24 protein-coding genes are annotated in these 25,717 nt (G+C 66.9%); 5 read left to right on the top strand and 19 right to left on the bottom strand.

Going from position 1 to position 25,717, the window contains the following annotated elements:
• Positions 1-43: 43 nt before the first annotated feature.
• From ACUDCK_RS09025 to panD, 7 genes are all read right to left on the bottom strand, one after another.
• Positions 44-313, bottom strand: coding sequence for a sulfurtransferase TusA family protein (locus ACUDCK_RS09025; protein WP_054417798.1), 270 nt, complete (start codon positions 311-313; stop codon positions 44-46).
• Complete coding sequence (gene alaS, locus ACUDCK_RS09020) at positions 300-2,924, bottom strand: alanine--tRNA ligase (RefSeq protein ID WP_175167644.1); 2,625 nt, start codon at positions 2,922-2,924, stop codon at positions 300-302. Before alaS ends, ACUDCK_RS09025 begins: the two co-directional genes overlap by 14 nt.
• A 33-nt stretch (positions 2,925-2,957) precedes the next feature.
• Positions 2,958-3,395, bottom strand: coding sequence for a TrbG/VirB9 family P-type conjugative transfer protein (locus ACUDCK_RS09015; RefSeq protein ID WP_054503928.1), 438 nt, complete (start codon positions 3,393-3,395; stop codon positions 2,958-2,960).
• 243 nt (positions 3,396-3,638) lie between these two features.
• Positions 3,639-4,979, bottom strand: a complete 1,341-nt coding sequence (locus tag ACUDCK_RS09010) for an extracellular solute-binding protein (protein ID WP_054503929.1) — start codon at positions 4,977-4,979, stop codon at positions 3,639-3,641.
• 4 nt (positions 4,980-4,983) lie between these two features.
• A complete protein-coding gene (locus ACUDCK_RS09005; protein ID WP_054503930.1) occupies positions 4,984-6,240 on the bottom strand; it encodes a D-amino acid dehydrogenase in 1,257 nt (418 codons plus the stop codon).
• Positions 6,241-6,434: 194 nt separating this feature from the next.
• Positions 6,435-7,481: a CDP-6-deoxy-delta-3,4-glucoseen reductase gene (locus ACUDCK_RS09000; RefSeq protein WP_054503931.1), complete on the bottom strand. Its 1,047-nt coding sequence runs from the start codon at positions 7,479-7,481 to the stop codon at positions 6,435-6,437.
• Positions 7,482-7,556: 75 nt separating this feature from the next.
• A complete protein-coding gene (panD, locus tag ACUDCK_RS08995) occupies positions 7,557-7,925 on the bottom strand; it encodes an aspartate 1-decarboxylase (RefSeq protein WP_054503932.1) in 369 nt (122 codons plus the stop codon).
• 267 nt (positions 7,926-8,192) lie between these two features.
• On the opposite strand from panD, the gene sugE reads away from it, so the two are divergent.
• Positions 8,193-8,510 carry a quaternary ammonium compound efflux SMR transporter SugE gene (gene sugE, locus ACUDCK_RS08990; RefSeq protein ID WP_054503933.1) on the top strand — a complete coding sequence of 106 codons (318 nt, stop codon included), beginning with the start codon at positions 8,193-8,195 and terminating at the stop codon, positions 8,508-8,510.
• Positions 8,511-8,559: 49 nt separating this feature from the next.
• On the opposite strand, the gene ACUDCK_RS08985 is transcribed toward sugE, so the two are convergent.
• From ACUDCK_RS08985 to ACUDCK_RS08960, 6 genes are all read right to left on the bottom strand, one after another.
• Positions 8,560-9,432 carry an MOSC domain-containing protein gene (locus tag ACUDCK_RS08985; protein WP_054503934.1) on the bottom strand — a complete coding sequence of 291 codons (873 nt, stop codon included), beginning with the start codon at positions 9,430-9,432 and terminating at the stop codon, positions 8,560-8,562.
• 219 nt (positions 9,433-9,651) lie between these two features.
• On the bottom strand, positions 9,652-10,578 hold the full coding sequence (thpD, locus tag ACUDCK_RS08980; RefSeq protein ID WP_064526313.1) for an ectoine hydroxylase: 927 nt from the start codon (positions 10,576-10,578) through the stop codon (positions 9,652-9,654).
• A gap of 15 nt (positions 10,579-10,593) precedes the next feature.
• Positions 10,594-10,998, bottom strand: a complete 405-nt coding sequence (locus tag ACUDCK_RS08975; RefSeq protein WP_006387829.1) for an ectoine synthase — start codon at positions 10,996-10,998, stop codon at positions 10,594-10,596.
• Positions 10,995-12,302, bottom strand: a complete 1,308-nt coding sequence (ectB, locus tag ACUDCK_RS08970) for a diaminobutyrate--2-oxoglutarate transaminase (protein ID WP_054503936.1) — start codon at positions 12,300-12,302, stop codon at positions 10,995-10,997. Before ectB ends, ACUDCK_RS08975 begins: the two co-directional genes overlap by 4 nt.
• A 120-nt stretch (positions 12,303-12,422) precedes the next feature.
• Positions 12,423-12,983, bottom strand: coding sequence for a diaminobutyrate acetyltransferase (gene ectA, locus ACUDCK_RS08965; RefSeq protein WP_049075228.1), 561 nt, complete (start codon positions 12,981-12,983; stop codon positions 12,423-12,425).
• Positions 12,980-13,528 carry a MarR family winged helix-turn-helix transcriptional regulator gene (locus tag ACUDCK_RS08960; protein ID WP_049075229.1) on the bottom strand — a complete coding sequence of 183 codons (549 nt, stop codon included), beginning with the start codon at positions 13,526-13,528 and terminating at the stop codon, positions 12,980-12,982. The genes ectA and ACUDCK_RS08960 overlap by 4 nt, the downstream gene beginning before the upstream one ends.
• A gap of 249 nt (positions 13,529-13,777) precedes the next feature.
• Here ACUDCK_RS08960 and ACUDCK_RS08955 point away from each other — a divergent pair, with 249 nt between their 5' ends.
• Positions 13,778-14,719 (top strand): MurR/RpiR family transcriptional regulator, encoded by a 942-nt coding sequence (locus ACUDCK_RS08955; protein ID WP_054503937.1) that lies wholly within the window; start codon positions 13,778-13,780, stop codon positions 14,717-14,719.
• 70 nt (positions 14,720-14,789) lie between these two features.
• Positions 14,790-16,130: an aspartate aminotransferase family protein gene (locus ACUDCK_RS08950; protein WP_175167643.1), complete on the top strand. Its 1,341-nt coding sequence runs from the start codon at positions 14,790-14,792 to the stop codon at positions 16,128-16,130.
• 12 nt (positions 16,131-16,142) lie between these two features.
• Here the strand turns inward: ACUDCK_RS08950 and ACUDCK_RS08945 are convergent, their stop codons facing one another.
• From ACUDCK_RS08945 to parE, 5 genes are all read right to left on the bottom strand, one after another.
• Complete coding sequence (locus ACUDCK_RS08945) at positions 16,143-17,405, bottom strand: DUF418 domain-containing protein (protein ID WP_049077985.1); 1,263 nt, start codon at positions 17,403-17,405, stop codon at positions 16,143-16,145.
• The gene (locus ACUDCK_RS08940) at positions 17,402-18,025 is read right to left on the bottom strand and encodes a TetR/AcrR family transcriptional regulator (protein ID WP_049075236.1); all 624 of its coding nucleotides are present in this window, start codon (positions 18,023-18,025) and stop codon (positions 17,402-17,404) included. Before ACUDCK_RS08940 ends, ACUDCK_RS08945 begins: the two co-directional genes overlap by 4 nt.
• A 143-nt stretch (positions 18,026-18,168) precedes the next feature.
• On the bottom strand, positions 18,169-20,490 hold the full coding sequence (parC, locus tag ACUDCK_RS08935; RefSeq protein ID WP_175167642.1) for a DNA topoisomerase IV subunit A: 2,322 nt from the start codon (positions 20,488-20,490) through the stop codon (positions 18,169-18,171).
• 35 nt (positions 20,491-20,525) lie between these two features.
• Entirely contained in the window at positions 20,526-21,137 is a 612-nt protein-coding gene (locus ACUDCK_RS08930; RefSeq protein ID WP_063582831.1) for a YcxB family protein, read from the bottom strand.
• Positions 21,137-23,098 (bottom strand): DNA topoisomerase IV subunit B, encoded by a 1,962-nt coding sequence (gene parE, locus ACUDCK_RS08925; protein WP_049075245.1) that lies wholly within the window; start codon positions 23,096-23,098, stop codon positions 21,137-21,139. Before parE ends, ACUDCK_RS08930 begins: the two co-directional genes overlap by 1 nt.
• Before the next feature lie 326 nt (positions 23,099-23,424).
• Here parE and trxA point away from each other — a divergent pair, with 326 nt between their 5' ends.
• A complete protein-coding gene (trxA, locus tag ACUDCK_RS08920) occupies positions 23,425-23,751 on the top strand; it encodes a thioredoxin TrxA (RefSeq protein WP_006387817.1) in 327 nt (108 codons plus the stop codon).
• Positions 23,752-23,868: 117 nt separating this feature from the next.
• The gene (gene rho / locus ACUDCK_RS08915) at positions 23,869-25,128 is read left to right on the top strand and encodes a transcription termination factor Rho (RefSeq protein WP_006387816.1); all 1,260 of its coding nucleotides are present in this window, start codon (positions 23,869-23,871) and stop codon (positions 25,126-25,128) included.
• Positions 25,129-25,324: 196 nt separating this feature from the next.
• Here the strand turns inward: rho and ACUDCK_RS08910 are convergent, their stop codons facing one another.
• Complete coding sequence (locus ACUDCK_RS08910) at positions 25,325-25,672, bottom strand: hypothetical protein (protein ID WP_054503986.1); 348 nt, start codon at positions 25,670-25,672, stop codon at positions 25,325-25,327.
• Between the last annotated feature and the right edge of the window lie 45 nt (positions 25,673-25,717).

The following is a 25,717-nucleotide window of genomic DNA, read 5'->3' as shown; positions in this document are numbered from 1 at the left end:
GGAGAGGCTGGCCTTTTTCATGTGTCGCGCGGCAACTGCGTGGCTAGCGGCGGCGCAGGAAATGCACGCCGCGACCGTCGGCCTCGTGTTGCGCGACCAGCACGTTGCCGGTCTGGCGCGAAAAGGCCTGGAAATCGCGGATGGCGTTGCGGTCGGTGGTGACGACACGCAGCACCTGCCCGCTTTCCATCTGCGCCAGGGCCTTCTTGGCGCGCAGGATGGGCAAGGGGCAGGTCAGGCCGCTGGCATCCACCTCCTGGTCGAACGACGGCGCCGTGGCGCCTGACGCGTTGTCCATGTCAGAGGCGCTCATCGACCCACTTCTGCACGCTGGCGATCGCGGCAGGCAGCGCCGCCAGATCGGTGCCGCCGCCCATGGCCATGTCCGGACGACCGCCGCCCTTGCCGCCCACCTGGCTGGCGACGAAGCCCACCAGGTCGCCGGCCTTGATGCGGTTGGTCAGGTCGGCCGTGACGCCGCCGACGACGCTGATCTTGCCGTCGGCCGAGCCGGTGGCCAGCAGCACCACGGCGGGCTTGAGGCGGTCTTTCAGGTTGTCGACCATGCCGCGCAGGGCCTTGGGGTCGACGTCGCCGATGCTGGCGGCCAGCAGCTTGATGCCCTTGACCTCGACGGCCGCGGAGCTGGCCAGGTCGTTGCCGGCGCTGGCGGCGAGCTTGCTGCGCGATTGTTCCAGGTCTTTTTCGAGCTGCTTGACCTGGTCCTGCACCTGCGCGATGCGGGCCGGCAGGTCGGCCGGCGTGCTGCGCAGCATGCCGGCCACCTGAGCCAGCAACGCGCTCTGGTTCTGCACCCAAGCCAGGGCGTTGTCGCCCGTGATGGCCTCGATACGGCGCACGCCGGCGGCCACGCCGCCTTCGGACACGATCTTGAACAGGCCGATGTCGCCGGTGCGGCTGACGTGGGTGCCACCGCACAGTTCACGCGAGAAACCGATGTCGAGCACGCGCACGGTGTCGCCGTACTTTTCGCCGAACAGCGCCATGGCGCCGCCCTTGACGGCGTCATCGTAGGCCATGACCTGAGCCACGGTGGGCTGGTTGGCGAGGATCTCGGCATTGACGATGGCCTCGACGCGAGCGATCTGCTCGGCCGTCAGGGGCGCGTCCTGCGCGAAGTCGAAACGGGTCTTGTCGGGGTCGACCAGCGAGCCGCGCTGCTGTACGTGCGCGCCCAGCACCTGGCGCAGGGCCTTGTGCATCAAATGGGTGGCCGAGTGGTTGCGCACGGTGCGGGCGCGGCGCACCGCGTCCACGCGCGCCAGCACGGTGTCGCCGACCGCCAGCTTGCCCTCTTCCAGCGTGCCGTGATGGCCGAACACGCCGGACTGGATCTTGAGCGTGTCGCCCACGGCGAAACGCACGCCGACCGCTTCGAGCAGACCGGTGTCACCGACCTGGCCGCCGGACTCGGCGTAGAACGGGGTGGCGTCCAGCACCACCACGGCGCTCTGGCCGGCCTGCACCTGTTGCACCTGGGTGCCGTCGAGGTACAAGGCCGTGACCTTGACGTTGTCGAGTTCGAGCTTTTCGTAGCCTTCGAAACGCGTTTCCGCGCCTTCGTAGCTCAGGCCTTCGGCCATCTTGAACTTGCCGGCGGCGCGCGCCTGGTCGCGCTGGCGTTCCATGGCGACTTCGAAGCCGGCCATGTCGACGTCGACTTCGCGTTCGCGGCAGATGTCGGCGGTCAGGTCTACCGGGAAGCCGTAGGTGTCGTACAGCGTGAACAGCGTGGTGCCGTCCAGTTGGCCGCCCTTGGGCACGTTGGCCAGCGCGCCGTCAAGGATGCGCATGCCGTGTTCCAGCGTTTCGCCGAAGCGTTCTTCTTCCTGCTTGAGCACCTGCGCCACGCGCTCGGCGGTGGCGGCCAGCTCGGGATAGGCTTCGCCCATCTCGGCGACCAGGTCGGGCACCAGGCGGTGGAAGAACGGCTTGGTCTGGCCCAGCTTGTAACCGTGGCGCAGCGCGCGGCGGACGATGCGGCGCAGCACGTAGCCGCGGCCTTCGTTGCTGGGGATGACGCCGTCGACGATCAGGAACGAGCAGGCGCGGATGTGGTCGGCGATGACCTTGAGCGAATTGTTCGCAAGGTCCTTGACGCCGGTTTCGCGCGCGGCGGCGGCGATCAGGTTCTGGAACAGGTCGATTTCGTAGTTGGAGTGGACGTGCTGCAGCACGGCCGCGATGCGCTCCAGGCCCATGCCGGTATCGACACAGGGACGCGGCAGGCGCGGCATGTTGCCGGCGGCGTCGCGCTCGAACTGCATGAACACCAGGTTCCAGATCTCGATGTAGCGGTCGCCGTCTTCCTCGGGCGATCCCGGGGGGCCGCCCCAGATCTCGGGGCCGTGGTCGTAGAAGATTTCCGAGCACGGGCCGCAGGGACCGGTGTCGGCCATCTGCCAGAAGTTGTCCGACGCGTAGCGCGCGCCCTTGTTGTCACCGATGCGGATGATGCGCTCGGCCGGCACGCCGACTTCCTTGGCCCAGATGTCATAGGCCTCGTCGTCTTCCTGGTAGACGGTGACCCAGAGCTTCTCGGCCGGCAGCTTGTAGACCTGCGTCAGCAGTTCCCAGGCGTACTGGATGGCGTCGCGCTTGAAGTAGTCGCCAAAGCTGAAATTGCCCAGCATTTCGAAGAACGTATGGTGGCGGGCGGTGTAGCCCACGTTCTCCAGGTCGTTGTGCTTGCCGCCGGCGCGCACGCTGCGCTGCGACGACGTGGCACGCGTGTACGACCGCGATTCCTTGCCCGTGAAGACGTCCTTGAACTGGACCATGCCCGAATTGGTGAAAAGCAGGGTCGGATCGTTGCCCGGCACGAGCGACGACGAAGGAACGATGGTGTGTCCCTTGGACTTGAAGAATTGCAGGAACTGCTGGCGAATCTCGGAGGATTTCATCGTGGATGAAGCAGAATTTAGGCGAATCTTTGATTATAGAGGGTTGTCGGCGCCTTGCGCCGTCGGGGACGACCCGCAGGCGTCGCGGCCTTCCTGGAGCGGACGCGACGCGCGGCGCGCCCGCGCCGCCAGCCGCCCGCCGCGGAACACCAGGGCGTCCCAGCAGCCGGCCAACACCAGATAGGGGTCACGACGCGCGTAAGGCAGCACTCGCATGCCGCCGGGATCGACGCCGAAAATGGCCGGCACAGGCTGGTCCGGCGCGAATTGCAGCCAGATTTCGCGGCCGTCGTCGAACACCTGCAACGGCGCCACGGCCGGATCGCCGGAGAGCCGCCAACCGAAATCGTACTCCCGCGACGCGGCCGCGGCCGACCGCCAGGCCGCCTCGGTCGCCGGCCGAGCGGACGGCCAGGCCGCGCATCCAGCCAGGCCCGCCAGCCCCGCCGCCAGGAAGAATCTTCGTACCATCCACGCCACCCTCGTAAAGACGGCGGCCCGGAAGCGGACCGCACCGCCATCATGGTGCAGGCGTGCCGGCCATCCTCACAGACCGGCATGTACGCAGGGAGCAATCCATCCCTCCCCCGCCGGCGCCGCGCAACCTCGCCCCCCCTCCGCGCCGAGGGTCACGGGCATGAAAAAAGCCCGGTTCGGAAACCGGGCTTTCGGATGGCCGGGCGGCGCCGGGGCGCCTGCCCGACGGGCCTGCGATCAACGCTGCGTGGCGATGGCGCGGGCCTGGTTGGCGGCGTTGTTCAGCGCCGACACCGGCGGCGTCTTGCCTTCCAGCGCGTCGTTGAGCTGCTGGTTGAACACGGGCTCGATGCGGTCGTAGTTGGCCATGCGGAAACCGCGGCTGTTGGCGACCGGGCGGGTGCTCATCGAGGCCACCACGGCTTGCGCGCCGGGGATGCTCTTGTAGAACGACACGTCCGAGGCGCGGAACGCGGCTTCGGTCAGCGGCAGGTAGCCGGTGCGCTGATGCCATTCCGCCGCGATCACGGGCTTGGACAGCCAGGCCAGGAACTGCGCCGTGGCCTTTTCCTCGTCCTTGGGACGACCATCCAGGGCCCACAGGGCCGAGCCGCTCACGAACGGCTGGCCGCCGGTCTGGGTGGCCTGGTCGTAATAAGGCAGCGGCGCCACGCCGAAGGCCAGCGACTTGGTGTTCAGGAACTGGCCAAACGAGCCCGAGTTGCCCGTCAGCACCGCGCATTCGCCCTTGGCGAACAGCTTGTCGGCGCTGTTGTCGGCGGTGTGCGCCATGAACAGCAGCGAACGCTTCCAACTGACCATCAGCGAGATGTGGCGCATGTAGAGCGTGTCGAACTGCATCGCCGGCGCCGCGCTCTTCTTGGTGACCGCGTCCAGGCCGTTGTTGTTGCTGGTGTACTGCTGGTTGTTTACCGGCGCCAGGTTTTCCAGGTGAATCGAGACCTGGTCGCTGGAGGCGTAGGGACAGTCGAGGTCGGCCACGTCGCGCAGCTTCAACAGCTCGCCCTGCAGGCCGGTCCAGGTGCGGGCGGGCTTGTTGGGATCGAGGCCGGCCTTCTTGTAGGCGGCGGTGTTGTAGAACATCACCGGCACTTCGGCCATCCAGGGGAACGCCAGCAGGCGGCCCTTGCCGTCGCGCACGAAGCTGCTGGTGGCCGGCACGAACCAGTTCAAGTCCTTGACCGGATACTTGGCCAGCAATTCGTACATCGGCAGGATGGCCTTGTGTTCAGCCACGACTTCCGGCGAGTGGTTGTCGTTCAACTGCACCAGGTTGGGGGCCTTCTTGGCCTTGACCGCTGCGGTGGCTTCCTGCTGCAGTTGCGCCTGCGAGGCGAAGGCGCGCAGGGTCACTTTGACCTGGTCCTGCTCCTTGTTGTACTGCTTGGCGAGCTTCTCGAACTCGGCCTTGTTGGCGTCCGGCAGCGTGTGCCAGACCTGGATTTCGACGGGAGCGGCATGGACCGCGCCCGCGACCGCCATGGCGGCGCCAAAGACCCATGTGCGCCGGCTGGCGAACATCGCGCGGGCAATGCCCGCCAATTGCAATTTCTTCATAGGTTCATAGACCAAGAAAAGGGAATTCCGGTTCTGGACGACGTCCGCTCAGCAGGTCGGCCAGTGCCCGGCCCGAGCCGACGCCCATCGTCCAGCCGAGAGTACCGTGTCCGGTATTGATATACAAATTGGGAATGCGGCTGCGGCCGATGATGGGCACGTTCGAGGGAGTGGACGGGCGCAGGCCCGACCAATAGCTGACGCGCTCGAAATCGAGCGCGTCGGGAAAGAGTTCGCGGGCCAGCCGCGTCATGGCTTCGCAGCGACCGGTATTCAGGCCGCGCGAATAGCCGGACAGCTCGGCCGTGCCGGCCATGCGCAGGCGGTCGCCCAGGCGCGAGAACACCACCTTGTGGCTGCTGTCGGTCAGGCTGACCGTGGGCGCGCCACCGGGATTCAGGACCGGGAAGGTCGCCGAATAGCCCTTGGCCGGGTAGACGTTGCACGGGATGCCGAGCGGGCGCAGCAGCGACGGGCTGAAACTGCCCATGGCCACCACGTAGGCGTCGGCCGCCAGGGCGCCGTAGCGGCCGTCGGGCTCGATCAGTTCGACGCCGCTGACCGCCCCGGCTTCGGTGATGAGCCGGGTGACGCGGGTGCTGTAGCGGAATTCGACGCCGGCGCGCGCGCAGCGTTCGGCCAGCGCGACGGTGAACAGATGCACGTCGCCGCTTTCGTCCTCGGGGGTGTAGTCGCCCCCGACGATGGTGTTGCGATGCGGCGCCAGGGCCGGTTCGATGGCGATGACCTCGTCCGTCGAGACGACGCGGCGCTCGACGCCGAAATCGCGCATCAGGCCGGCAGCGCGCTGCGAGTTCTCGAATTCGTGCTGGTCGCGGTAGAAATTCAGGATGCCGCGCTCGAGGTGGTCGTATTCGATGCCCAGCTCGGCGCGCATGCCGCGCAGCGTGGCGCGGCTGTATTCGGCCATGCGGACCATGGCGCGGATGTTCGGCGCCAGGCGGCCCGGCAGGCACTCGCGCAGGAAGGCCAGGCCCCACATCCACTGGCGCCAGTCCAGTTGCGGGCGGAACAGCAGCGGCGCATTGTCCTGGAACATCCACTTGAGCAGCTTCAGGGGCGCCTGCGGATTGGCCCAGGGCTCCGCATAGGAAACCGAAATCTGTGCGCCGTTGGCGAGGCTGGTCTCCTGGGCGGGTCCGGTGCAGCGGTCGATGACCACGACGTCGTGGCCGGCCTGGCTCAGCCACCAGGCGCTGGAGATTCCGATGATGCCGCTACCCAATACCGCTACTTTCATGCCCGCATTGCTCCCTGCGTACCCGCTGAGCCCGCGGACACGATGTCCGCCTCCCGCGGCAAGCCGCTGCCAAGATGACACCGCAGTTTACCCCGGCGCCCCGCCCCCGCCTACGGCCGATTCCATCAAAAAAAGGGAAGGAACCCGCCACCGCCGGATTGCTTCCCTTTTGCGTCATGCGCCGTCCTGCTGATTCAGGGCGCGGCCTTTGCCAGATCGGCCTCGGACGTGAAGGCATCGGCGTAGAACTCTTCCGGAGGCAGGCCGCACTGGGCGCTGAATTCGCGCCGGGCGGCGTCCACCATCGGCGGCGCGCCGCAGGCGTAGACCTGATGGCCCGACATGTCGGGGATGTCCTGCAGCACGGCCTCGTGGACGAAGCCGTCACGGCCGCTCCAGCCGTCTTCCTCGAGCGCATTCGACACCACGGGCACGTAACGAAAATCCGGCAGGTCGCGGGCCCACGACTTCGCCAGTTCGTCCATGTACAGGTCGCGCGGGCGGCGGCCGCCCCAGTACAGCGAGACCGGCCGGCGGATGTTCTTGTGGATCATGTGCTCGACGATGGCCTTGACCGGCGCGAAGCCGGTGCCGCTGGCCAGCAGGATGATCGGCTTGTCGCTGTCTTCGCGCAGGAAGAACGAACCGAACGGGCCTTCCAGGCGCAGGATCTCGCGCTCTTTCATCTGCGTGTCGCCGGCGCCGAACACGTGGTCGGTGAACACGCCGCCCGGCAGGTGACGGATGTGCAATTCCAGCGGGCTGCCGGTGTGCGGCGCGCCGGCCATGGAATAGCTGCGGCGACGGCCATCCTTGAGGATGACTTCGATGTACTGGCCGGCGTAGTAGCGGAACTGCTCCGAGGCGGGCAATTGCAGCTTGAGCACGATCACGTCCGGCGCCGCGCGTTCCATCGTCTGCACGCGCGAAGGCAGCTTGCGGATCTGGATGTCGCTGGCCAGGCGCACTTCGGTGGACTCGACCACCAGGTCGGAGGCGGGCCGGGCCTGACAGAACAGGGTGTAGCCATCGGCCAGTTCCTCGGGCGACAGGATCTGCGCGGGGTACTGGCCGGCGTCGAACTCCCCGGACACCACTTTGCCCTTGCAGGTGGAGCAGGCGCCGTTGCGGCAACTGTAGGGCAGCACGATGCCCGCGGCCAGGGCGCCGTCGAGCACGGTCTGGCCGGGCTCGACCGGGAATTGATGCTTGCTGGGTTGGATGATGACCTGGAAGCTCATGATGAAACGTATCAGGGGGGATCAGGGTTGACGGCGCTCGCGGGACCCGCCCACGGCGCGCCGCCCGGCCCGGCCTCAGGCCGGGAACTTGCGGATTTCCTTGACGCGGTTGGCGTCGTCCACCAGCACGACCTGCGGCTTGTGGGTGGCGGATTCTTCTTCGGACATGGGACCATAGGTGCAGATGATCATCAGGTCGCCGACCTGCGCCCGGCGCGCGGCCGCGCCATTGAGCGAAATGATGCCGCTGCCGCGGGCCGCCTTGATGATGTAGGTGTCGAAGCGTTCGCCGTTGTTGATGTTGTAGAGCTCGATGCGTTCGAACTCGCGCATGCCGGCGGCGTCCAGCAGGTCTTCGTCGATGCCGCAAGACCCTTCGTAGTGCAGGTCGGCTTCGGTGACCGTGACGCGGTGCAGCTTCGCCCGCAGCATAATGCGTTGCATGATGGGAATATCCTGGTTTCGCGTGCCGGAACGCGAAGTGATGCGATGAATGCGAAACACCCGCGGATGGCGCGCACCTGCGGGCATGCAGCCGAACGGCACCCGGTTTTGCCGTCGGAAGCCGGTATTCTATAATTTTTGCCGCGACGGGACGGCCCGTTGCTGCGCTGGCCGCCACATGGCGGCATTTGCCATCGGCAACGACGGCATTGGCCATTGCCGCGGGCGCACCAATCCGGGGACGACCCCTCTCAAGTAGGAGTCGTCATGACCTGGATCATCCTCATCCTGGCCGGCCTGTTCGAAATCGTCTGGGCCGTCGGCCTCAAATACACGCACGGATTCACCCGCCTGGTGCCGTCGGCCGTCACTGTCGGCGGCATGCTCATCAGCTTCTGGCTGCTGGCGCTGGCGATGAAGACGCTGCCGCTGGGCACCGCCTACGCGGTATGGGTCGGCATCGGCACCGTCGGCGCCTTCGTGGCCGGCATCATCCTGTTCGGAGAATCCATCAGCTGGCTGCGCATCGCCAGCGTGGCATTGATCGTCGTGGGCCTGATCGGCCTCAAACTGTCCTCGGCCTGATCAGCGGGCGGATGCCGCCGCCCCGGCCGCGCGCCGGGGCGGCGACGGGCTAGAAATCCAGTTCGATCTCGACCGCGTCGCCCACCTTCAGGCGGGCGCCGGCCGGCGCATCGACAATCGCATTCTGGCCGAACACCACCCCGATCTCCAGATTGCGATAACCCGCCAGTGTGCGGCCCGGCTCGTCGTGCTGCACGGCGGTGCGCTGGTCGATGTCGGGAATCGAACAGCGCGTGCAAGGCTTGACGAACGCCATGCTGACCGCGCCCGTGGTGATCATGGCGGTATGGTCTTCCTCGAAGGCCTCCCAGTCGCCCTGCACCACGATGTTGGGACGGAACCGATCCATCGGCACCGGGGCCACGCCCTTGGCCTGCAGGCGGGCATTCAGGTCATCGAGCGACGCCTGGTTCGCCACCAGCAACGGGAAGCCATCGGCGAAGCCGAAGAAGTGATCTCCCCCGAACGTCTGCGCCAAGTCTGGATGGCTTTCGGCCCACTTGTCGACCCATTCCGGCTTGGCGGGCCGCGTCGCGCCGGTGTCGACCTTGTACAGGCGACAAGGCGTCTTGAGGAAATCCGAGCACCACTGCGCCGCCGCCTCGCTCTCGCGGCGCGCGTCGAGCGTGTCCTTCCAGACGCCCACGCTTTCGACCCCGGGCTGCAGCGCCGAGCCGTCCAGCGGCACGTCCAGGTCGGGCATGCCGGGCGCCGAAAGCCGCAGCGTGTCGGCCGTGAGCGCCGTGCGGATCAAGGCCATGGCCGCCCACTGGCGCTGCGTCATGAAATGGCCGTCCGCCCCCACCAGCATCCAGCGACGGTCGTGGGCCAACCCGGCGCGGTCCACGGGCGACTCGGACAGGTCGATACCGGCACAGGATTTGACGGGGTAGATATGCAGACTGAGGATGCGGGCGGACATGGTGCGGCTTCCGGCAGGGAAAGACGGCAGAGCATAGCGGAACGACGAAAAAAAGCCCAGGCCGAACGGCCTGGGCTGCGGCGCACGCAAGCGGCGCGGGCGTTCTTTCCCTCACGGGAAAGCGCGCAGCGGGAACGGCATGGGTCGCCCCCGCGCGCGGCCGGCCAGGCCACGCCCCGACCAGCGCCGGCAAGCATCCGCCGCGGACAACGTGCCGCGCTAGCTGCCGACCAGCTTCAACGTATCGAGCGGCGTGACCGCCTTGAACGCCTTGCGGGTGGCGATGTGCTCGGGACGCGGGGTCAGTCCGTACTTGGGCGGCTCCAGCGTGTTTTCCATGCTGTTGTAGACCATGAACACGTTGGCGCGCGGCCACGGCGAGATGTTGCTGTTCGAACCGTGCATGGTGTTGCAGTCGAAGAACACCACCGAGCCGGCCTTGGCCGTCATGGTGCGGATGCCGCCCTGCTCGACCAGCAACTGCAGGCTGACAGGATCCGGCACGCCGTACTCCTGCTTTTTCAGCGACTGCTTGTAGTGCTCGTTCGGCGTTTCGCCGACGCACGAGATGAACTGCCGGTGCGAACCCGGCACCAGCATCAGCGGGCCGTTGCAATCATTGTTCTCGGTCAGCAGCACCGAGCAACTGAGCGCGCGCATCGACGGCATGCCGTCTTCCACGTGCCAGGTCTCGAAATCCGAGTGCCAGTAGAACTCCTTGCCCTTGAAGCCGGGCTTCATGTTGGCGCGGGACTGGTGGATGTAGACCTCGGAACCCAGGATCTGGCGCGCCACATTGACCAGCCGCGGATCGCGCACCAGGCGCGCCAGCACGGGGTTGAGCACGTGCACCATGAAAATCGAGCGCACGGCGTTGCTGCCGGGCTCGGTGATCGACTCTTCGCGGCGGATGATCGACGGGTCGCGCGTCATGCGCTCGACCTCGGCCGACAGCGCCCGCACTTCGGCTTCGGAGAACACGTCCTCCAGCAGCAGGAAGCCATCGCGCTCATAGCTGCCGACCTGCTCGCCGCTCAGGGCGTTGGCGTACTTGCCTTCTCCGTAGACCACCGGATCCTGGCGGGAAATGATGGCGGAACTGCGATCCGTACGGGAGGCGTACGGATCCTGCGCAGGTGAGATCATGCGAACCTCCTTGTATCAGGCCGCTTGGGCTTCGGCTTCAGGCAGGGCGTAGACGCCCTCTTTGTCGTGCACTTCCTGGCCGGTCAGCGGCGGGTTGAAGACGCAGATGACGCGCAGCGGCTCCTTGCCGCCGCACAGCCAGTGCTCGTCATGCTCGTTCAGCGCGTAGACCACGCCCGGGCCGAGTTCATACTTCTTGCCGTCGGCAATCGTCTCGATGGAGCCGTCGCCCTCGATGCACCACACCGCCTCCAGGTGATTCTTGTAGTGGATGTGGGTGCGACCGCCCGGGAAGATGGTGGTTTCGTGGAAGGAGAAGCCCATGCCGTCCTTCTTGAGCAGCACGCGGCGGCTGACCCAGGTATCGGTGCGGACTTCGTCGGCGGTGCCGATCACATCTTTGACATTGCGTACGATCATTGACGTTTTCCTCCAAATTTCAGGATGCGGGCGGACTGCCCCTCTTCGGCCAGCGCGTCGGCCACGCTGGCCTCGATCACTTCCAGGCCCTTGGACAGCAGTTCTTCCTCGATGGTCAGGGCCGGCAGCAGCTTGAGCACTTCGTCATGCGCGCCCGAGGTCTCGATGACCACGCCGCGCTTGAAGGCGTTGGCGGCGATGCGGTTGGACAGCGCCGGGGTGGCATTGCTGACCAGGCCCTGGATCAGGCCGCGGCCACGCACCGACAGGCCGGCGTTGGGATAGCTGTGCACCAGGTTTTCCAGCCAGTCGCGCACCAGGCGCTCCTTGCGCTGGATCTCGGCGGTGAACGCGGTGTTGGTCCAGTAGGTTTCCAGCGCCTGGGTGGCGGTGACGAAGGCCAGGTTGTTGCCGCGGAAAGTGCCGCTATGGGCGCCGGGCTTCCAGACGTCCAGCTCGGGCTTCATCAGCACCAGCGACATCGGCAGGCCAAAGCCCGACAGCGACTTGGACAGCGTGATGATGTCGGGGCGGATGCCGGCGGCCTCGAAGCTGAAGAAGGTGCCGGTGCGGCCGCAGCCGACCTGGATGTCGTCCACGATCAGCAGCATGTCGTGGCGCTTGCAGAGCTTGTCCAGTTCCTTGAGCCAGCGCAGCGTGGCGACATTGACGCCGCCCTCGCCCTGCACCGTCTCGACGATGACGGCGGCGGGCTTGTCCATGCCGCTGCTGGGATCTTCCAGCATGCGCTCCAGGTAGGCCATGGTGTCCACGTCCGGGCCGAAGTAGCCGTCATAGGGCATGAAGGTGGTGTTGGCCAGCGGGTAGCCGGAGGCGTCGCGGAACTTCATGTTGGCGGTCACCGCCAGCGAGCCGCCGCTGACGCCGTGAAAGCCGTGCGTGAAGGAAATCACATTGGGACGCCCCTTCACCTGGCGCGCGATCTTGAGCGCCGCCTCGACCGCGTTGGTGCCGGTGGGGCCGGTGAACTGCAGGGTGTATTGCCAGTTGCGCGGCTTGAGCAGCACGCGGTCGACCGCCTCGAGGAAGCTTTTCTTGGCGCTGGTGGCCATGTCCAGGCCATGCACCACGCCGTCCGCCTGCACGTACTCGAGCAGCTTTTCCTTGAAGATGGGATTATTGTGGCCGTAGTTCAACGTGCCGGCGCCGCTGAAGAAGTCGATGTACTCGCCACCGTCCTCATCCACCAGCGTCGATCCCCTGGCCTGGCTGAAGATCACGGGAAACGACCGGATATAGCCCCGTACTTCCGACTCCATCCGGTCGAAGATTTTCAAGTCCATGTGATTATTCCTCCCTTTCATCTCATAAGTTGACAGACGGCCAGATCCCTTCCGCATGCGCGCCAGGCGCATCCGGATGCGTCAAAGCCATCCCGGTTTTCGACAGGTCCGCGTTGCCGCCTAGGGAGCGGGCAAGGTGAACGGGCCTATCCTCAACAACATCTCGTCGTCATGGTCCGCGCCGCCGAACAGTTGCCGATCGAAGAACGGCTGCTCGGAGACGTGGGCGCCCAGTTCGCCGGCCAGGCCGGCGAAGGTGCGGCGCGAGGCCTGGTTGTCAGGCGCCACCGTGGTTTCAAGATGACGAACATGCGCGAGCCCCTCGCGTTGCAAGAGCGCCCGAAGCATGGCGCGGCCTAACCGTTGGCCGCGTGCGCGGGTGTGCACGGCGACCTGCCAGACGAACAACACGTCGGGCCGGTCGGCAAGCACGTAAGCGGAGATAAATCCATCGATGCGTCCTCCGGCGCTTTCGGCCAGGACGCAGGTGCCGCGGTTGTGCTCGCACAGGAGCAGGTACGCGTATAGGGAATTGAGGTCGAGTGGCGGGCACTCGGAAATGAGCTGGTGGATCGCGGCGCCGTCCTTGCGGCGGGGCTCACGCAACAGATGCGTTTTGCTGCCCGCCGCCGGCGCCACGGCACTTGAGTTCGTAGGGTCGTGCAGTTCGTTTGCTCTCATACAACCAATCCTGATTCGGGAGGCGCGCCACCGGTGGGCACCTCGAGGATGGGCGACGACGCGTCGCCCTGGGGTTCCGTCGCCACCCCGCTCTCTTCTTCCATGAGCGCGACGATGCGCTCGAGCGACAGGGTGATGGTGGCCTGCTCCAGCTCCGGCAACGCGTTGAGCGCGTCGGCCAGGTGCTTTTGCAGCGGCGACGGCGCCTGCTGCGCGACCTCGCGGCCGGCGTCGGTGGCAGTCACGAAAACAATGCGGCGGTCTTCACGGCCGCGTTCGCGGCGGATCAGGCCCTTGTCTTCCAGGCGGTCGAGAATGCCGACGACCGTGCTGGGGCTGACATGGATCTCGCGGCTGATCGCCGTGGCCGTCATCGGCCCATTGGCAATGACCGTGCGCAGGCACATAAGCTGCGGCGCGGTGATATGACTCACCGCCGACAACTGGCGCGAATGCAACGCGATGGATCGTGTGATCCGGCGCAGCGCCCGCAGGATGCGCAGGTCATATTGCTGCGCGGGGTCGGTTACGGTCTGTTTATTCATGACTGAATTAGTTCAGCTAAATTGATTTCTATACGAATGATATGGGTGACCTATCCCTGTGTCAAACCGGATCGACCCTCATTTTGTAATCATTTCCGCGCATTCCGTCGTCAAGTCGCCGGGGGCGTTCCCGGGAACGGCGGTCGTTACGATTTGCGGGAATCGTTCTACATTTCGCAAATAAAACATCTGTTTTATTTTTATCCAGACAACGGTAGCATTTGTTTTATTCCTTTCACTTTTTCCGCCATGATCGCGCCCCTGCAAGACCACCTGCGCCGCCTCAGCGCCACCCTGCCCGCCGAATTGCAGCGCGCGGCGCATTGGGTGCTGGCCAATCCGGCCGAAGTGGGACTGTGGTCGATGCGCCGGCAGGCGCAGGCAGTGGGCGTCTCCCCCGCCACCATGCTGCGCCTGGCGCGCGCTGCCGGGCATGACAGCTACGAGGCCTTCCGCGCGCCATTCCAACGCGCTTTGGCCGGCGCCGCCGACAACGGCTTGCGCGAGCGCGCGGCGCGTCTGCAGGCCGCGCACGCCCACCCGGCCGGCGGCACGGGGCAGGATGCGCTGACGCAATGGCAGACGGCGGCCCTGGCCTCGGTCTGGCAAGCCAACGACGCGATGGCGTTCGACGCCGCCGTCGATACCTTGCTGCGCGCGCGCCAGGTCGGCTTCCTGGGGACGCGCTCGGCCTTCGGCGTCGCCTTCCAGATGCGCTATGCCTACCACCTGCTGCGCCGCAACGGCATCCTGATCGATGGTTTGGGCGGCGCCGCGGCCGAGGATGCCGACAGCCTGCAGGCCGGCGACGCCCTCGTGGTGATATCGCAGGCCCCTTATCCGACCGCGACGGTGCGCCTGACCCGCGAGATCGCCGCCCGCGGCGTCGCCGTGCTGGCGCTGACCGACAGCGACACCAGCCCGGTGGCGCGGGCCGCCCGCCATGTGTTGCGCTTCACCCGTCCCGCCGACACCGGGCCGGATGACGGCGAGGCGCGGGATCCCGCGTCCTTCTTCCACAGCACCGCGGGTCTGCTGGGCCTGGCCGAACACCTGATCGCGCGGCTCGCGGCCCGCGGCGGCGAGGCGGTGCTGCAACGCCTGGACGAGATCGAGGCGCGGCTGCAGGCCGACGGCGCCTATTGGCGCGAGCCGCCGCGCGGGCGCAGCGCGGCGCCGGCTCCAGAATGACCCCGCCGCGCGCCGCTTCCCACCTCTTCGCCATCCGTCATCCGCCCTTCCCGCTCCGGAGTTCCTCATCATGACCCATACCCGAGTCCTTCATCGTTCCCTGCGCAGCACGCCCCCGGTCGCGGTCCGCGGCCAGGGCGCCTGGCTCTATGACCAGGACGGCCGCGCCTATCTGGACGGTTCGGGAGGCGCCGCGGTCTCGTGCCTGGGGCACAACCATCCCGACGTGCAGGCCGCGATGCACGCGCAGATCGACGCGCTGGCCTATGCCCACACCAGCTTCTTCACCACCGAGGTCGCCGAGCGGTTGGCCGCGACGCTGGTCGCCGACGCGCCGGCCGGCACCTCGCATGCGTACTTCGTCTCCGGCGGCTCGGAGGCGATCGAGGCCGCGCTGAAGATGGCGCGCCAGTACTACGTCGAGATCGGCCAGCCTCAGCGCCGCCACATCGTGGCCCGGCGCCAGAGCTACCACGGCAACACGCTGGGCGCGCTGGCGGTGGGCGGCAACGCCTGGCGCCGGGCGCAGTTCGCGCCGCTGCTGATCGACGTGGCGCACGTGTCGCCATGCTATGCCTACCGCGACCAGGCGGCTGGCGAAACCGATGATCAATACGCCGAACGGCTGGCGCAGGAGCTGGAGCAGACCTTTCAGCGCCTCGGCCCCGACAGCGTGATGGCCTTTGTTGCCGAGCCGGTGGTGGGCGCGACCTCGGGCGCGGTGACCGCCGTGCCGGGCTACTTCCGCCGCATCCGCGAGGTCTGCGATCGCCACGGCGTACTGCTGATCGCCGACGAGGTCATGTGCGGCATGGGCCGCACCGGCACCTTGTACGCCGTCGAGCAGGAAGGCATCACGCCCGACCTGATCACCATCGCCAAAGGCCTGGGCGGCGGCTACCAGCCGATCGGCGCGGTCATGGCGCAGGAACGCATCGTGCAGGCGATGCAGCAGGGCAGCGGCTTCTTCCAGCACGGCCACACCTACCTGGGCCACGCCACCGCGTGCGCGGCCTCGCTGGCGGTGCAGCAGGTGATCAAGCGCGACAACCTGCTGGCGCGCGTGCGCGCCCAGGGCAAGGGACTGCGCCAGCGCCTGCGGCAGGCGCTGGGCGACCATCCGCACGTCGGCGATATCCGCGGCCGCGGGCTGTTCATGGGCGTGGAACTGGTGCGGGACCGCGCCAGCAAAGCGACCTTCGACCCGGCCCTGTCGCTGCATGCGCGCATCAAGCGCGAAGCCATGGCGCGCGGCCTGATGGTCTATCCGATGGGCGGCACCATCGACGGCCGCCAGGGCGACCACGTGCTGCTGGCCCCGCCCTTCATCATCACGGACGACGAGCTGGACCAACTGACCGAACGCCTGGCCGGCGCTATCGACGCCGCCATTGCCGACAGCGGCCGCTGAACCGCAGGCGGCCTAGCCGGCCGGCGGCGTCGGCTGGCGGCGCCACGCGGGCCAGGCGCCGACGGTCAGCGCGCGCAGCAGCCATTCGACCGGGCCGTAGGCGTGGCGGCGCAGCCACCACGCCGACAGCGGCAGCTGCGCCAGGAAGATCCCCACGGCGATCGCCAGGCCCGCGCCCGGCGACACGCTGCCCGTCAGGCGCAGGCCCCAGCCAGTGAAGAGGAACGCGCACACCACCGATTGCATCAGGTAGTTGCTCAGCGCCATGCGGCCGGCCGGCGCCAGCGTACGCGCCAGCGCGGCGCCCGGCCGCGTGCGCATCGCCAGCAGCAGCGCCGCGGCGTACGACATGCTCAACAGCGGCGCCGTGAACAGGTCCATGGCCAGGCCCGGGGTTTCCCACAACGGGGACATCGACGGCAAGGCGGTGGTCGCATAGGCGGCGGACCCGGCCAACCCGGGCAACGCCCCCAGCGCGCACAACAGCCACAACGCGCGCGGCTGGCGCCACGGATCGGCCAGCGCCTGGCGCCGGCCCAGCGCGTAGCCGACCAGGAACATGGCGAAGACAAAAGGCCCCTGCACCAGCAGGATGACGCCCCAGATGCTGGTGGTCAGCTCATGCCAATGGCGGGCCACAGTGCTGCCGATGGTGCCGCGATAGGCCTCGATGGCGGCCTGCGAATCGGCCACCGCAACCCCATTGGCGGCGCGGCTCAATTCGACGGTGCCGGCGGGATCGAGCAGGCTCAACGCGCCCAGCAGCGTCCAGGCCAGCGACACCAACCCGATCAGCCACAGCGCGCGGCGCAAGGCGCGCCCCGGATCCATGCGGCGGCACGCCATCAGCACCACGCCCAACGCCGCGTAGGTCAGCAGGATATCGCCCTGGTAGAACAGCACGGCGTGCGCCAGTCCCAGCAACGCCAGACCGAGCAGGCGCCGCAGGAAGCGCGGCCCGAAGGCGGCGCCGCCACGCTCGGCCGCGCTCATCTGCAAGGTGAAGCTATAGCCGAACAGGAACGAAAACAGCAGGTAGAACTTGGTCTCGAACAACCATGCCACCAGCCATCGCATCGCTAGGTCCCACGGCCGCGAGAAGGCGGGGTCGGTAATGCCGTTGGCATAGAACGGCGAGGCGAACACGCCAATGTTGACGACCAGGATGCCGAACAGCGCGAAGCCGCGCAGCGCGTCGACGTGGGCAAGGCGCGGCGGGGCCGCCGTGGCGGCGCCCGCAACAGCGCTGACAGGAGCGTTCAGGGGGACGGTCATGACCGCCCGCCCGCCGTGTCGGGCGTCGGCGGCAGGCAACCCTGCAATGCCGCCTCGAGCAGCCGCCCGCCGGCCGCCGCGTCGAACCGCGGGTCCACCACCGACCGGCTGTAGATGCCGTCCAGCAGCAGCAACAGCAGGTCGGTCATTTCGGACACGGGGCGCGGCATGGCGTCCGGCGGCGCGTCCTGCCATACCGCCGCCAGCAGCGCCGCCAGCGATGCCTTGCGCTCGTCTTCGTTGGCCATGACCAACGTGTGCACACGGGGGTTGCGCACTGCCTCGGCCAGGATCTCCATACCCAACCGCGCGAAACCCGGATCGCGGTACTGCGCGAGGTTCTCGTCGATCCAGCCGATCAACGCGGCGCGCGCATCGCCCGCGACGGCGCCGGCCAGGCGGCGTGCGCGCAACGCGTCGGTGTCGGACGCGATCAGCGCCTCGATGATCTCGGCCTTGCTGGCGTAGTAATGGAACAGGTTGCCGGGACTCATCCCCGCGCGCGCGCAGATCTGCGCGGTCGAGGTGGCATGGAAGCCGTTTTCGGCGAAACACTCGGCGGCGGCGGCCAGGATCTGGCGGCGCCGCTCCTGCTGCCGGGCGGGGTCGATTTTGCGCATGCTGCGTCAGAGATCAATTAATAGACTGATTGATCTATCTATTAAATATCGGGCTCCCGGACAACGTCAAGTCGCGGTTCCGGAAACAAAACGGCGGACCCTGCGGGGTCCGCCGTTGAGAGACATCGCCAACCGGACCGCGATCAGCCCAATACCGGCGACAGCAGCGGCTGCTTGGGCCGCACGTCCAGCGCCCGCCCTTTGCGCGCGCGCTTGCCGACGTACACCGCCAGCGCCGCGCCCGCCAGGATGTCTTCGGTGTGCTTGTTGCGGTAGATGCCCGCCGCGCGCAGGCCGAGCGCGCCGATCGGCACGGTCTGATCCAGCTTGTCGGCGCCGTCCAGCCCCATCAGGATGGTGCCGCGTCCGCCGCCGGACAACGATTTGACCTCGTCCAGCCCGAACACCAGGAACTTGCCCTTCTGCGACAGCAGGGCCAGTTGCGTGGCGCCCTCGAACAGCGGCACCGGACGCAACAGTTCGTCGCCCGCCTCCAGCGTGATGAACTGCTTGCCGGCGCGCTGGCGGCTGGTCATATCCGACAGCCTGGCGGCAAAGCCGTAGCCGCCGCGCGTGGCCAGCAACCAGCGGCTGTCGGCCGCCGCCGCGATGGTGTGGACGATGCGGGTGCCGCTTTCCAGGTCGATCATGGTGGTGACCGGCTGGCCGTCGCCGCGCGCCGACGGCAGGCCGGACACCGGCACCGAATAGACGCGGCCGTTGTCGCCCATGGCGATCAGCGTGTCGGTGGTGCGGCATTCGAAGGCGCCGTAGAGATCGTCGCCCTGCTTGAAGGCGAATTGCGAGGCGTCGTGGCCGTGGCCCTGGCGGGCGCGCAGCCAGCCCTTCTGCGACACGATCACCGTAACCGGCTCGTCCAGCACCTTGGTCTCGAGCACGGCGCGTTCGGCGGTCTCGATCAGGGAGCGGCGATCGTCGCCATACTGCTTGGCGTCGGCCTCGATTTCCTTGACCAGCAGGCGCTTGAGCGCGTTGGGATTGTCCAGCAGTTCCTGCAACGCAACCTGTTCCTTGCGCTTGTCCGCGAGCTCCTGCTCGATCTTGAAGCCTTCCAGGCGCGCCAGCTGACGCAGGCGCATTTCGAGGATGTCCTCGGCCTGGCGCTCGGACAGCTTGAAGCGCTCCATCAGCGCCGCGCGCGGCTCGTCCGATTCGCGGATGGTCTGGATCACCTCGTCCACATTCAGGTAGACCACCATGCGGCCTTCCAGAACGTGGATACGGTCGATGACCTTGTCCAGGCGGAAGCGGGTGCGGCGCATCACGGTGTTGGTGCGGAACGCCAGCCATTCGGTGAGGATGTCGCGCAGGCCCTTCTGGCGCGGGCGGCCGTCGGTGCCGATGCAGACCAGGTTGACCGAGGCGCTGCTTTCCATGCTGGTCTGCGCCAGCAGCGTGTTGACGAACTCGTCGCGGTCGACGCGCGAGGTCTTGGGTTCAAACACGAGGCGCACGGCGGCGTCCTTGCCGGATTCGTCGCGCACTGCGTCCAGCAGGTTCAGCATGACGGCCTTGGCCTGCGTCTGCTCCGGCGTCAGGCTCTTCTTGCCGCTCTTGACCTTGGGGTTGGTGATTTCCTCGATCTCTTCGAGCACCTTCTGGCACGAGGTGCCCGGCGGCAGCTCGGTGACCACCAATTGCCACTGGCCGCGCGCCATTTCCTCGAACTGCCAGCGCGCCCGCACCTTGAGCGAGCCGCGCCCGCCGGCGTAGATCTGCGCGATGTCGGCGGCTGGCGTGATGATCTGGCCGCCGCCGGCGAAGTCCGGGCCGGGGATCATGCCGAACAGCTCGGCGTCCGGCAGTTGCGGCTGCTTGATCAGCGCCACGCAGGCCTGCGCCACTTCGCGCAGGTTGTGCGGCGGGATCTCGGTGGCCATGCCGACCGCAATGCCTGAGGCGCCGTTCAGCAGCATCACCGGCAGGCGCGCCGGCAGCATCTGCGGCTCCTGCTGGCTGCCGTCGTAGTTGGGCACGAAATCGACCGTGCCTTCGTCCAGTTCGTCCAGCAGCAGCTTGGCGATCGGCGTCAGGCGCGCTTCGGTGTAGCGCATGGCGGCGGCGTTGTCGCCGTCGCGCGAACCGAAGTTGCCCTGGCCGTCGATCAGCGGATAGCGCAGGGAGAAGTCCTGCGCCATGCGCACCATGGCGTCATAGGCGGCCTGGTCGCCGTGCGGGTGGTACTTGCCCAGCACGTCGCCGACGACGCGGGCCGACTTGACGGGCTTGGCGCCCGCGCCCAGTCCCATGGCCTGCATCGCGAACAGGATGCGGCGCTGCACGGGCTTCTGCCCGTCACCCACGTCCGGCAGGGCGCGGCCCCGCACCACGGACACTGCGTAGTCCAGATAGGCCTGTTCGGCGTAGCGCGCCAGGGTGATGGCGGCATCGCCGCCCTCGTCGGGCGCGGCGTCGAACAAACCTTGTTGATTGCTGTCGGTCATGATGGTTTCAGGTAGACAAATTCATTGAAACGGCGTCATTGGGGACGCGCGGCGCCCAGCAGCTGGGCATCGGCCACGTGCTCGCGCAACTGGGCGCGCACCGCGTCCAGGGTGGCGGCGTCCTGCCCGCGCTTGGGAATGATCACGCCTTGCAGCGTCCCCAGGATGACATACAGATGCTGCGGCGTTTCCTCGACCCGCCGCACGTCGCCCCAGTCGATGCGCCCCGAGGCGTCGGCAATGCTGTCCTCGATGCCGTCGGCGCCGAACACCAGCTGGTGGCGCCCCAGGAACAAGCCGTCGGGCCGCTTGGCCAGCATGCGGCGCGTGTTCATGCGCACCAGTCCAGGCAGCACGAACTCGTAGGCCAGCGCCAGCAGCGCCAGGATGCCCAGACCCACCGCCAGCCCCTCGAAGTACACCGGCAACAGCGCGCCCCAGTTGGGGCCGTGCCCGTCCCAGGTCTGCCAGACCAGGTAGCCCAGCAGAACCACCACCATCAACACCGCGAAACGCAGGTGCGACAGGTAGCGGCGGCGGCGCAGTTCCGGCCGCTTGTACACGTAGGCCGCGAATTCGGCGTAGTCGTCGGCGGTCAGGTCGACCGCCATGGCGGCGGACGGCGGCGGGGACGCGGACGGCGTCATCAGATATCCAGCTCCGCCAGGTTGCCCTTCTCTTCGATCCAGGCGCGGCGTTGCGAGGACTCGCCCTTGCCCATCAGCATGTCGAACATGCGGGTGGTGTCTTCAGGGGTCTGGTCGCCATAGCCCACCGGCAGCAGCCGGCGCGTGTCCGGATTCATGGTGGTTTCCCACAGCTGCTCGGGGTTCATTTCGCCCAGGCCCTTGAAGCGGCTGACCGACCAGCTGCTTTCACGCGAGCCTTCCTTGCGCAGCTTGTCCTGCGCGGCTTCCAGCTCGCCTTCGTCCAGGCAGTAGATCTTGCGCGCCGGGCGCTTGCCCTGCGCCGGCACGTCCAGGCGGAACAGCGGCGGCTTGGCGACGTAGACGTGGCCGGCCTCGACCAGCTTGGGAAAGTGCTTGTAGAACAGCGTCAGCAGCAGCACCTGGATGTGCGAGCCGTCGACGTCGGCGTCCGACAGGATGCAGATGCGGCCGTAGCGCAATCCCGACAGGTCGGGCGAATCGCCCGGGCCGTGCGGATCGACGCCGATGGCGACGGAGATGTCGTGGATCTCGTTGTTGGCGAACAGGCGGTCGCGGTCGACCTCCCAGGAATTGAGCACCTTGCCGCGCAGCGGCAGGATGGCCTGGAATTCCTTGTCGCGGCCCATCTTGGCCGAGCCGCCGGCCGAGTCGCCCTCGACCAGGAAGACCTCGGTGCGGGTGGCGTCGCTGGATTCGCAGTCGGTCAGCTTGCCGGGCAGCACCGCCACGCCGGAACTCTTGCGCTTCTCGACCTTCTGCGCCGAACGCTGGCGCGCCTGCGCCTGGCGGATGGCCAGTTCGGCCAGCTTCTTGCCGTATTCGACATTGCTGTGCAGCCACAGGTCGAGCGCGCTCTTGGCAAACCCGCCCACCAGGCGCACGGCGTCGCGGCTGTTCAGGCGTTCCTTGATCTGGCCCTGGAATTGCGGGTCCAGCACCTTGGCGGACAGCACGAAACTGGCGCGGGCGAACACGTCCTCGGGCAGCAGCTTCACGCCCTTGGGCAGCAGGCTGTGCAGCTCGGCAAAGCCCTTGACGGCGCCGAACAGGCCTTCGCGCAGGCCCGACTCGTGGGTGCCGCCGGCCGGCGTCGGGATCAGGTTGACGTACGACTCGCGCACCGCGTTGCCATCTTCGGTCCAGGCCACCACCCATTGGGCGCCCTCGCCTTCGGCGAAGGTTTCGTGGTCGGCGCCGGCATATTGCTGGCCTTCGAAGAACGGCACCATCAGTTCGGCGCCCGCCAGCGCCTCGGACAGGTAGCCGCGCAGGCCGTCCTGATACTGCCAGGTCTTGGTGTCGCCGGTCTTTTCGTTGACCAGCGAGACCTTCACGCCCGGCAACAGCACGGCCTTGCTGCGCAGCAGGTGGGTCAGCTCGCCCAGCGGGATATTGGGGCTGTCGAAATATTTGGCGTCCGGCCAGACCCGCACGCGGGTGCCGGATTTCTTGCGGCCGCCTTGGTCGTAGGGCGCCAGCGGTTCGGCGACGTCGCCGCCCTTGAACACCAGGCGGTTGACGGCGCCGTCGCGCCAGACCACCACTTCTAGGCGGGTGGCCAGGGCGTTGGTGACGGATACGCCGACGCCGTGCAGGCCGCCGGAAAAGGCGTACGCGCCGCCGCCAGCCTTGTCGAACTTGCCGCCCGCGTGCAGCCGGGTGAAGACCAGCTCGACCACGGGGGCGTTTTCCTCGGGGTGCAGGCCGACGGGAATGCCGCGGCCGTCGTCCTCGACGGAGACGCTGCCGTCGATGTGCAGCGTGACCAGGATCTGTTTGCCGTGACCGGCCAGGGCCTCGTCCGCGGCGTTGTCGATGACTTCCTGCACGATGTGCAGGGGGTTTTCGGTGCGGGTGTACATGCCCGGGCGCTGCCGCACGGGCTCCAGCCCTTTCAGGACGCGGATGGACGCCTCGTTGTAACGTGGAGTGGCCAAGTTATCCCCAACATCTGTGGAAAAAAACCGACATTTTACGGATAAGCCCAGATTCTGCGCGGCTCCGGGTGGGATGCGCACGACCTGACCAGCTCCGAATTCGGTAGGATGACGATAGAGACACAGCCAGCGGATCCGGGTTCAACGCCCCGGATCGCGATAACTGCGCCGCGATATCCTACACAAAAGCGGCGAATACTGTTGTTATAAACAGTGGTATGCCTGTTGTTTTTGACAGTGGTATGCTTTAATCCAATCCACAAACAAGAACAACGGCAAGGCGTCCCTCTTTTCGCCTTTTGCTGCCGAACCCGAGAATCACCATCATGAGCGACCAAATCAAGAACGTCAGTGACGCGAGCTTCGATGCCGATGTGTTGAAGTCCGGCCAGCCGGTGCTGGTGGACTACTGGGCTGCCTGGTGCGGCCCCTGCAAGATGATCGCCCCGATCCTGGAAGAAGTCGCCACCGAATACGCCGGTCGCCTGACGATCGCCAAGCTCAACGTGGACGAAAACCAGGGCACCGCCGCCAAGTACGGCATCCGTGGCATCCCCACCCTCATGCTCTTTAAAGACGGCCAGGCTGCCGCCACCAAGGTTGGCGCGCTGTCGAAGTCGCAACTCACCGCATTCCTGGACGGCGCGTTGTAAACTGCGTGCTGTGAACGAAGGCGCCGCCCTGGGGGCGGCGCGCATTCAATACCGCGCGAGCCCGTCCGTGGCGCGCCGCCAGAACCCTCCTTTACTTTTCCCCCAACACTCACCGCGATGCACCTCAACGAACTGAAGGCGCTGCATGTCTCGCAGCTGCTGGAAATGGCCGCTGGCCTGGAAATCGAGAACGCCAACCGCCTGCGCAAGCAGGAGCTGATGTTCGCCATCATGAAACGGCGCGCCAAGCAGGGCGAGCAGATCTTTGGCGACGGCGTGCTGGAAGTCCTGCCCGATGGCTTCGGTTTCCTGCGCTCGCCCGAGACCTCGTATCTGGCCAGCACGGACGACATCTACATCTCGCCGTCCCAGATCCGCCGCTTCAACCTGCACACCGGCGACTCGATCGAAGGCGAAGTGCGCACGCCCAAGGATGGCGAACGCTACTTCGCGCTGGTCAAGGTGGACAAGGTCAACGGCGTGGCGCCCGAGGCGATCAAGCATCGCATCATGTTCGAGAACCTGACGCCGCTGCATCCGAACCAGCCGCTGCGCCTGGAACGCGACATCAAGAGCGAGGAAAACCTCACCGGCCGTATCCTCGACGTCTTCGCCCCCATCGGCAAGGGCCAGCGCGGCCTGATCGTCGCCAGCCCCAAATCCGGCAAGACGGTGATGATGCAGCACATCGCGCACGCCATCACCACCAACTACCCCGACGCGGTCATGATCGTCCTGCTGGTGGACGAGCGCCCCGAGGAAGTGACCGAAATGCAGCGCACCGTGCGCGGCGAAGTGGTCGCCTCGACCTTCGATGAGCCCGCCACCCGCCACGTGCAGGTCGCCGAAATGGTCATCGAAAAGGCAAAGCGCCTGGTCGAAATGAAGAAGGACGTGGTGATCCTGCTGGATTCGATCACCCGTCTGGCCCGCGCCTACAACACCGTGGTGCCGGCTTCCGGCAAGGTGCTGACCGGCGGTGTCGACGCCAACGCCCTGCAACGTCCCAAGCGCTTCTTCGGCGCCGCGCGCAACCTCGAGGAAGGCGGTTCGCTGACCATCCTGGGCACCGCGCTGATCGAGACCGGCAGCCGCATGGACGAAGTCATCTACGAAGAATTCAAGGGCACCGGCAACTCCGAAGTGCACCTGGAACGTCGCCTGGCGGAAAAGCGCGTCTACCCGTCCATCAACCTGAACAAGTCGGGCACCCGCCGCGAAGAACTGCTGATCGCGCCGGACCTGCTGCAGAAGGTCTGGGTGCTGCGCAAGTTCATCCACGACATGGACGAAGTCCAGTCCATGGAATTCATCCTGGACAAGATGCGCGCCACCAAGACCAACGCCGAATTCTTCGACATGATGAAGAAGAAGTAAGCCGTCGCCGCCCGCATGCCGGGCGCACGCATCGATTTGGCGAGGATTGCCCCACGGCGGTCCTCGCCAAATGCTTTCAGGGGCGGCGTTTCGAGCCGGCCCGCATTGAATCCACCCAGAGGGGCCCGTCGGCCCGCACACTATCCGCGGCGGCGCTCACGGCCAGCCCGCAACCGATCCGCCACCCGGCCGTCGTTCAGTGCAACTTGGGATCCGGGAACGGCAGCTTGTCCTGGGACATGCTGGGCTGGGCCTTCCACGTCTTGCCCTGCCTGTAGAAGTCCATCTGGTTTTCGTTGACCGCGGCGCCCATCGTCACCGCCACCGTGCAGGCGACCTGCCCCGGGTGGCTGGCCTGCTCTGCGGCCACACAGGTGCCCAGTTTGACCTCGGACGGGCGCGACAGGCCGGTGCCCGCGAGCATATCGACGATCGCATCCGTCGCCTCCGGAATGGTGGGCAGGGCCAGGTTCTGGGCCTGGGCCCAGGCGGAAACACTCGTCAATGCGACGACGGTTGCCAGGCGGATGCGGGACTTGGCCATGCGAAGACTCCATCCGGTCTGTATCCCAATGTCAGGTGGCGGCGG

This window comes from Achromobacter sp. CF-sbj1-Ac2-l (assembly GCF_052698165.1).
Note: the sequence above shows the minus strand (reverse complement) of the source record. Positions and strands in the feature narration are given on the sequence as shown.

Bases quoted from the DNA above. Each gene is read 5' to 3' on its own strand.
- ACUDCK_RS09025 (WP_054417798.1), bottom strand. From the start codon at position 313: ATGAGCGCCTCTGACATGGACAACGCGTCAGGCGCCACGGCGCCGTCG.
- alaS (WP_175167644.1), bottom strand. From the start codon at position 2,924: ATGAAATCCTCCGAGATTCGCCAGCAGTTCCTGCAATTCTTCAAGTCC.
- ACUDCK_RS09015 (WP_054503928.1), bottom strand. From the start codon at position 3,395: ATGGTACGAAGATTCTTCCTGGCGGCGGGGCTGGCGGGCCTGGCTGGA.
- ACUDCK_RS09010 (WP_054503929.1), bottom strand. From the start codon at position 4,979: ATGAAGAAATTGCAATTGGCGGGCATTGCCCGCGCGATGTTCGCCAGC.
- ACUDCK_RS09005 (WP_054503930.1), bottom strand. From the start codon at position 6,240: ATGAAAGTAGCGGTATTGGGTAGCGGCATCATCGGAATCTCCAGCGCC.
- ACUDCK_RS09000 (WP_054503931.1), bottom strand. From the start codon at position 7,481: ATGAGCTTCCAGGTCATCATCCAACCCAGCAAGCATCAATTCCCGGTC.
- panD (WP_054503932.1), bottom strand. From the start codon at position 7,925: ATGCAACGCATTATGCTGCGGGCGAAGCTGCACCGCGTCACGGTCACC.
- sugE (WP_054503933.1), top strand. From the start codon at position 8,193: ATGACCTGGATCATCCTCATCCTGGCCGGCCTGTTCGAAATCGTCTGG.
- ACUDCK_RS08985 (WP_054503934.1), bottom strand. From the start codon at position 9,432: ATGTCCGCCCGCATCCTCAGTCTGCATATCTACCCCGTCAAATCCTGT.
- thpD (WP_064526313.1), bottom strand. From the start codon at position 10,578: ATGATCTCACCTGCGCAGGATCCGTACGCCTCCCGTACGGATCGCAGT.
- ACUDCK_RS08975 (WP_006387829.1), bottom strand. From the start codon at position 10,998: ATGATCGTACGCAATGTCAAAGATGTGATCGGCACCGCCGACGAAGTC.
- ectB (WP_054503936.1), bottom strand. From the start codon at position 12,302: ATGGACTTGAAAATCTTCGACCGGATGGAGTCGGAAGTACGGGGCTAT.
- ectA (WP_049075228.1), bottom strand. From the start codon at position 12,983: ATGAGAGCAAACGAACTGCACGACCCTACGAACTCAAGTGCCGTGGCG.
- ACUDCK_RS08960 (WP_049075229.1), bottom strand. From the start codon at position 13,528: ATGAATAAACAGACCGTAACCGACCCCGCGCAGCAATATGACCTGCGC.
- ACUDCK_RS08955 (WP_054503937.1), top strand. From the start codon at position 13,778: ATGATCGCGCCCCTGCAAGACCACCTGCGCCGCCTCAGCGCCACCCTG.
- ACUDCK_RS08950 (WP_175167643.1), top strand. From the start codon at position 14,790: ATGACCCATACCCGAGTCCTTCATCGTTCCCTGCGCAGCACGCCCCCG.
- ACUDCK_RS08945 (WP_049077985.1), bottom strand. From the start codon at position 17,405: ATGACCGTCCCCCTGAACGCTCCTGTCAGCGCTGTTGCGGGCGCCGCC.
- ACUDCK_RS08940 (WP_049075236.1), bottom strand. From the start codon at position 18,025: ATGCGCAAAATCGACCCCGCCCGGCAGCAGGAGCGGCGCCGCCAGATC.
- parC (WP_175167642.1), bottom strand. From the start codon at position 20,490: ATGACCGACAGCAATCAACAAGGTTTGTTCGACGCCGCGCCCGACGAG.
- ACUDCK_RS08930 (WP_063582831.1), bottom strand. From the start codon at position 21,137: ATGACGCCGTCCGCGTCCCCGCCGCCGTCCGCCGCCATGGCGGTCGAC.
- trxA (WP_006387817.1), top strand. From the start codon at position 23,425: ATGAGCGACCAAATCAAGAACGTCAGTGACGCGAGCTTCGATGCCGAT.
- rho (WP_006387816.1), top strand. From the start codon at position 23,869: ATGCACCTCAACGAACTGAAGGCGCTGCATGTCTCGCAGCTGCTGGAA.
- ACUDCK_RS08910 (WP_054503986.1), bottom strand. From the start codon at position 25,672: ATGGCCAAGTCCCGCATCCGCCTGGCAACCGTCGTCGCATTGACGAGT.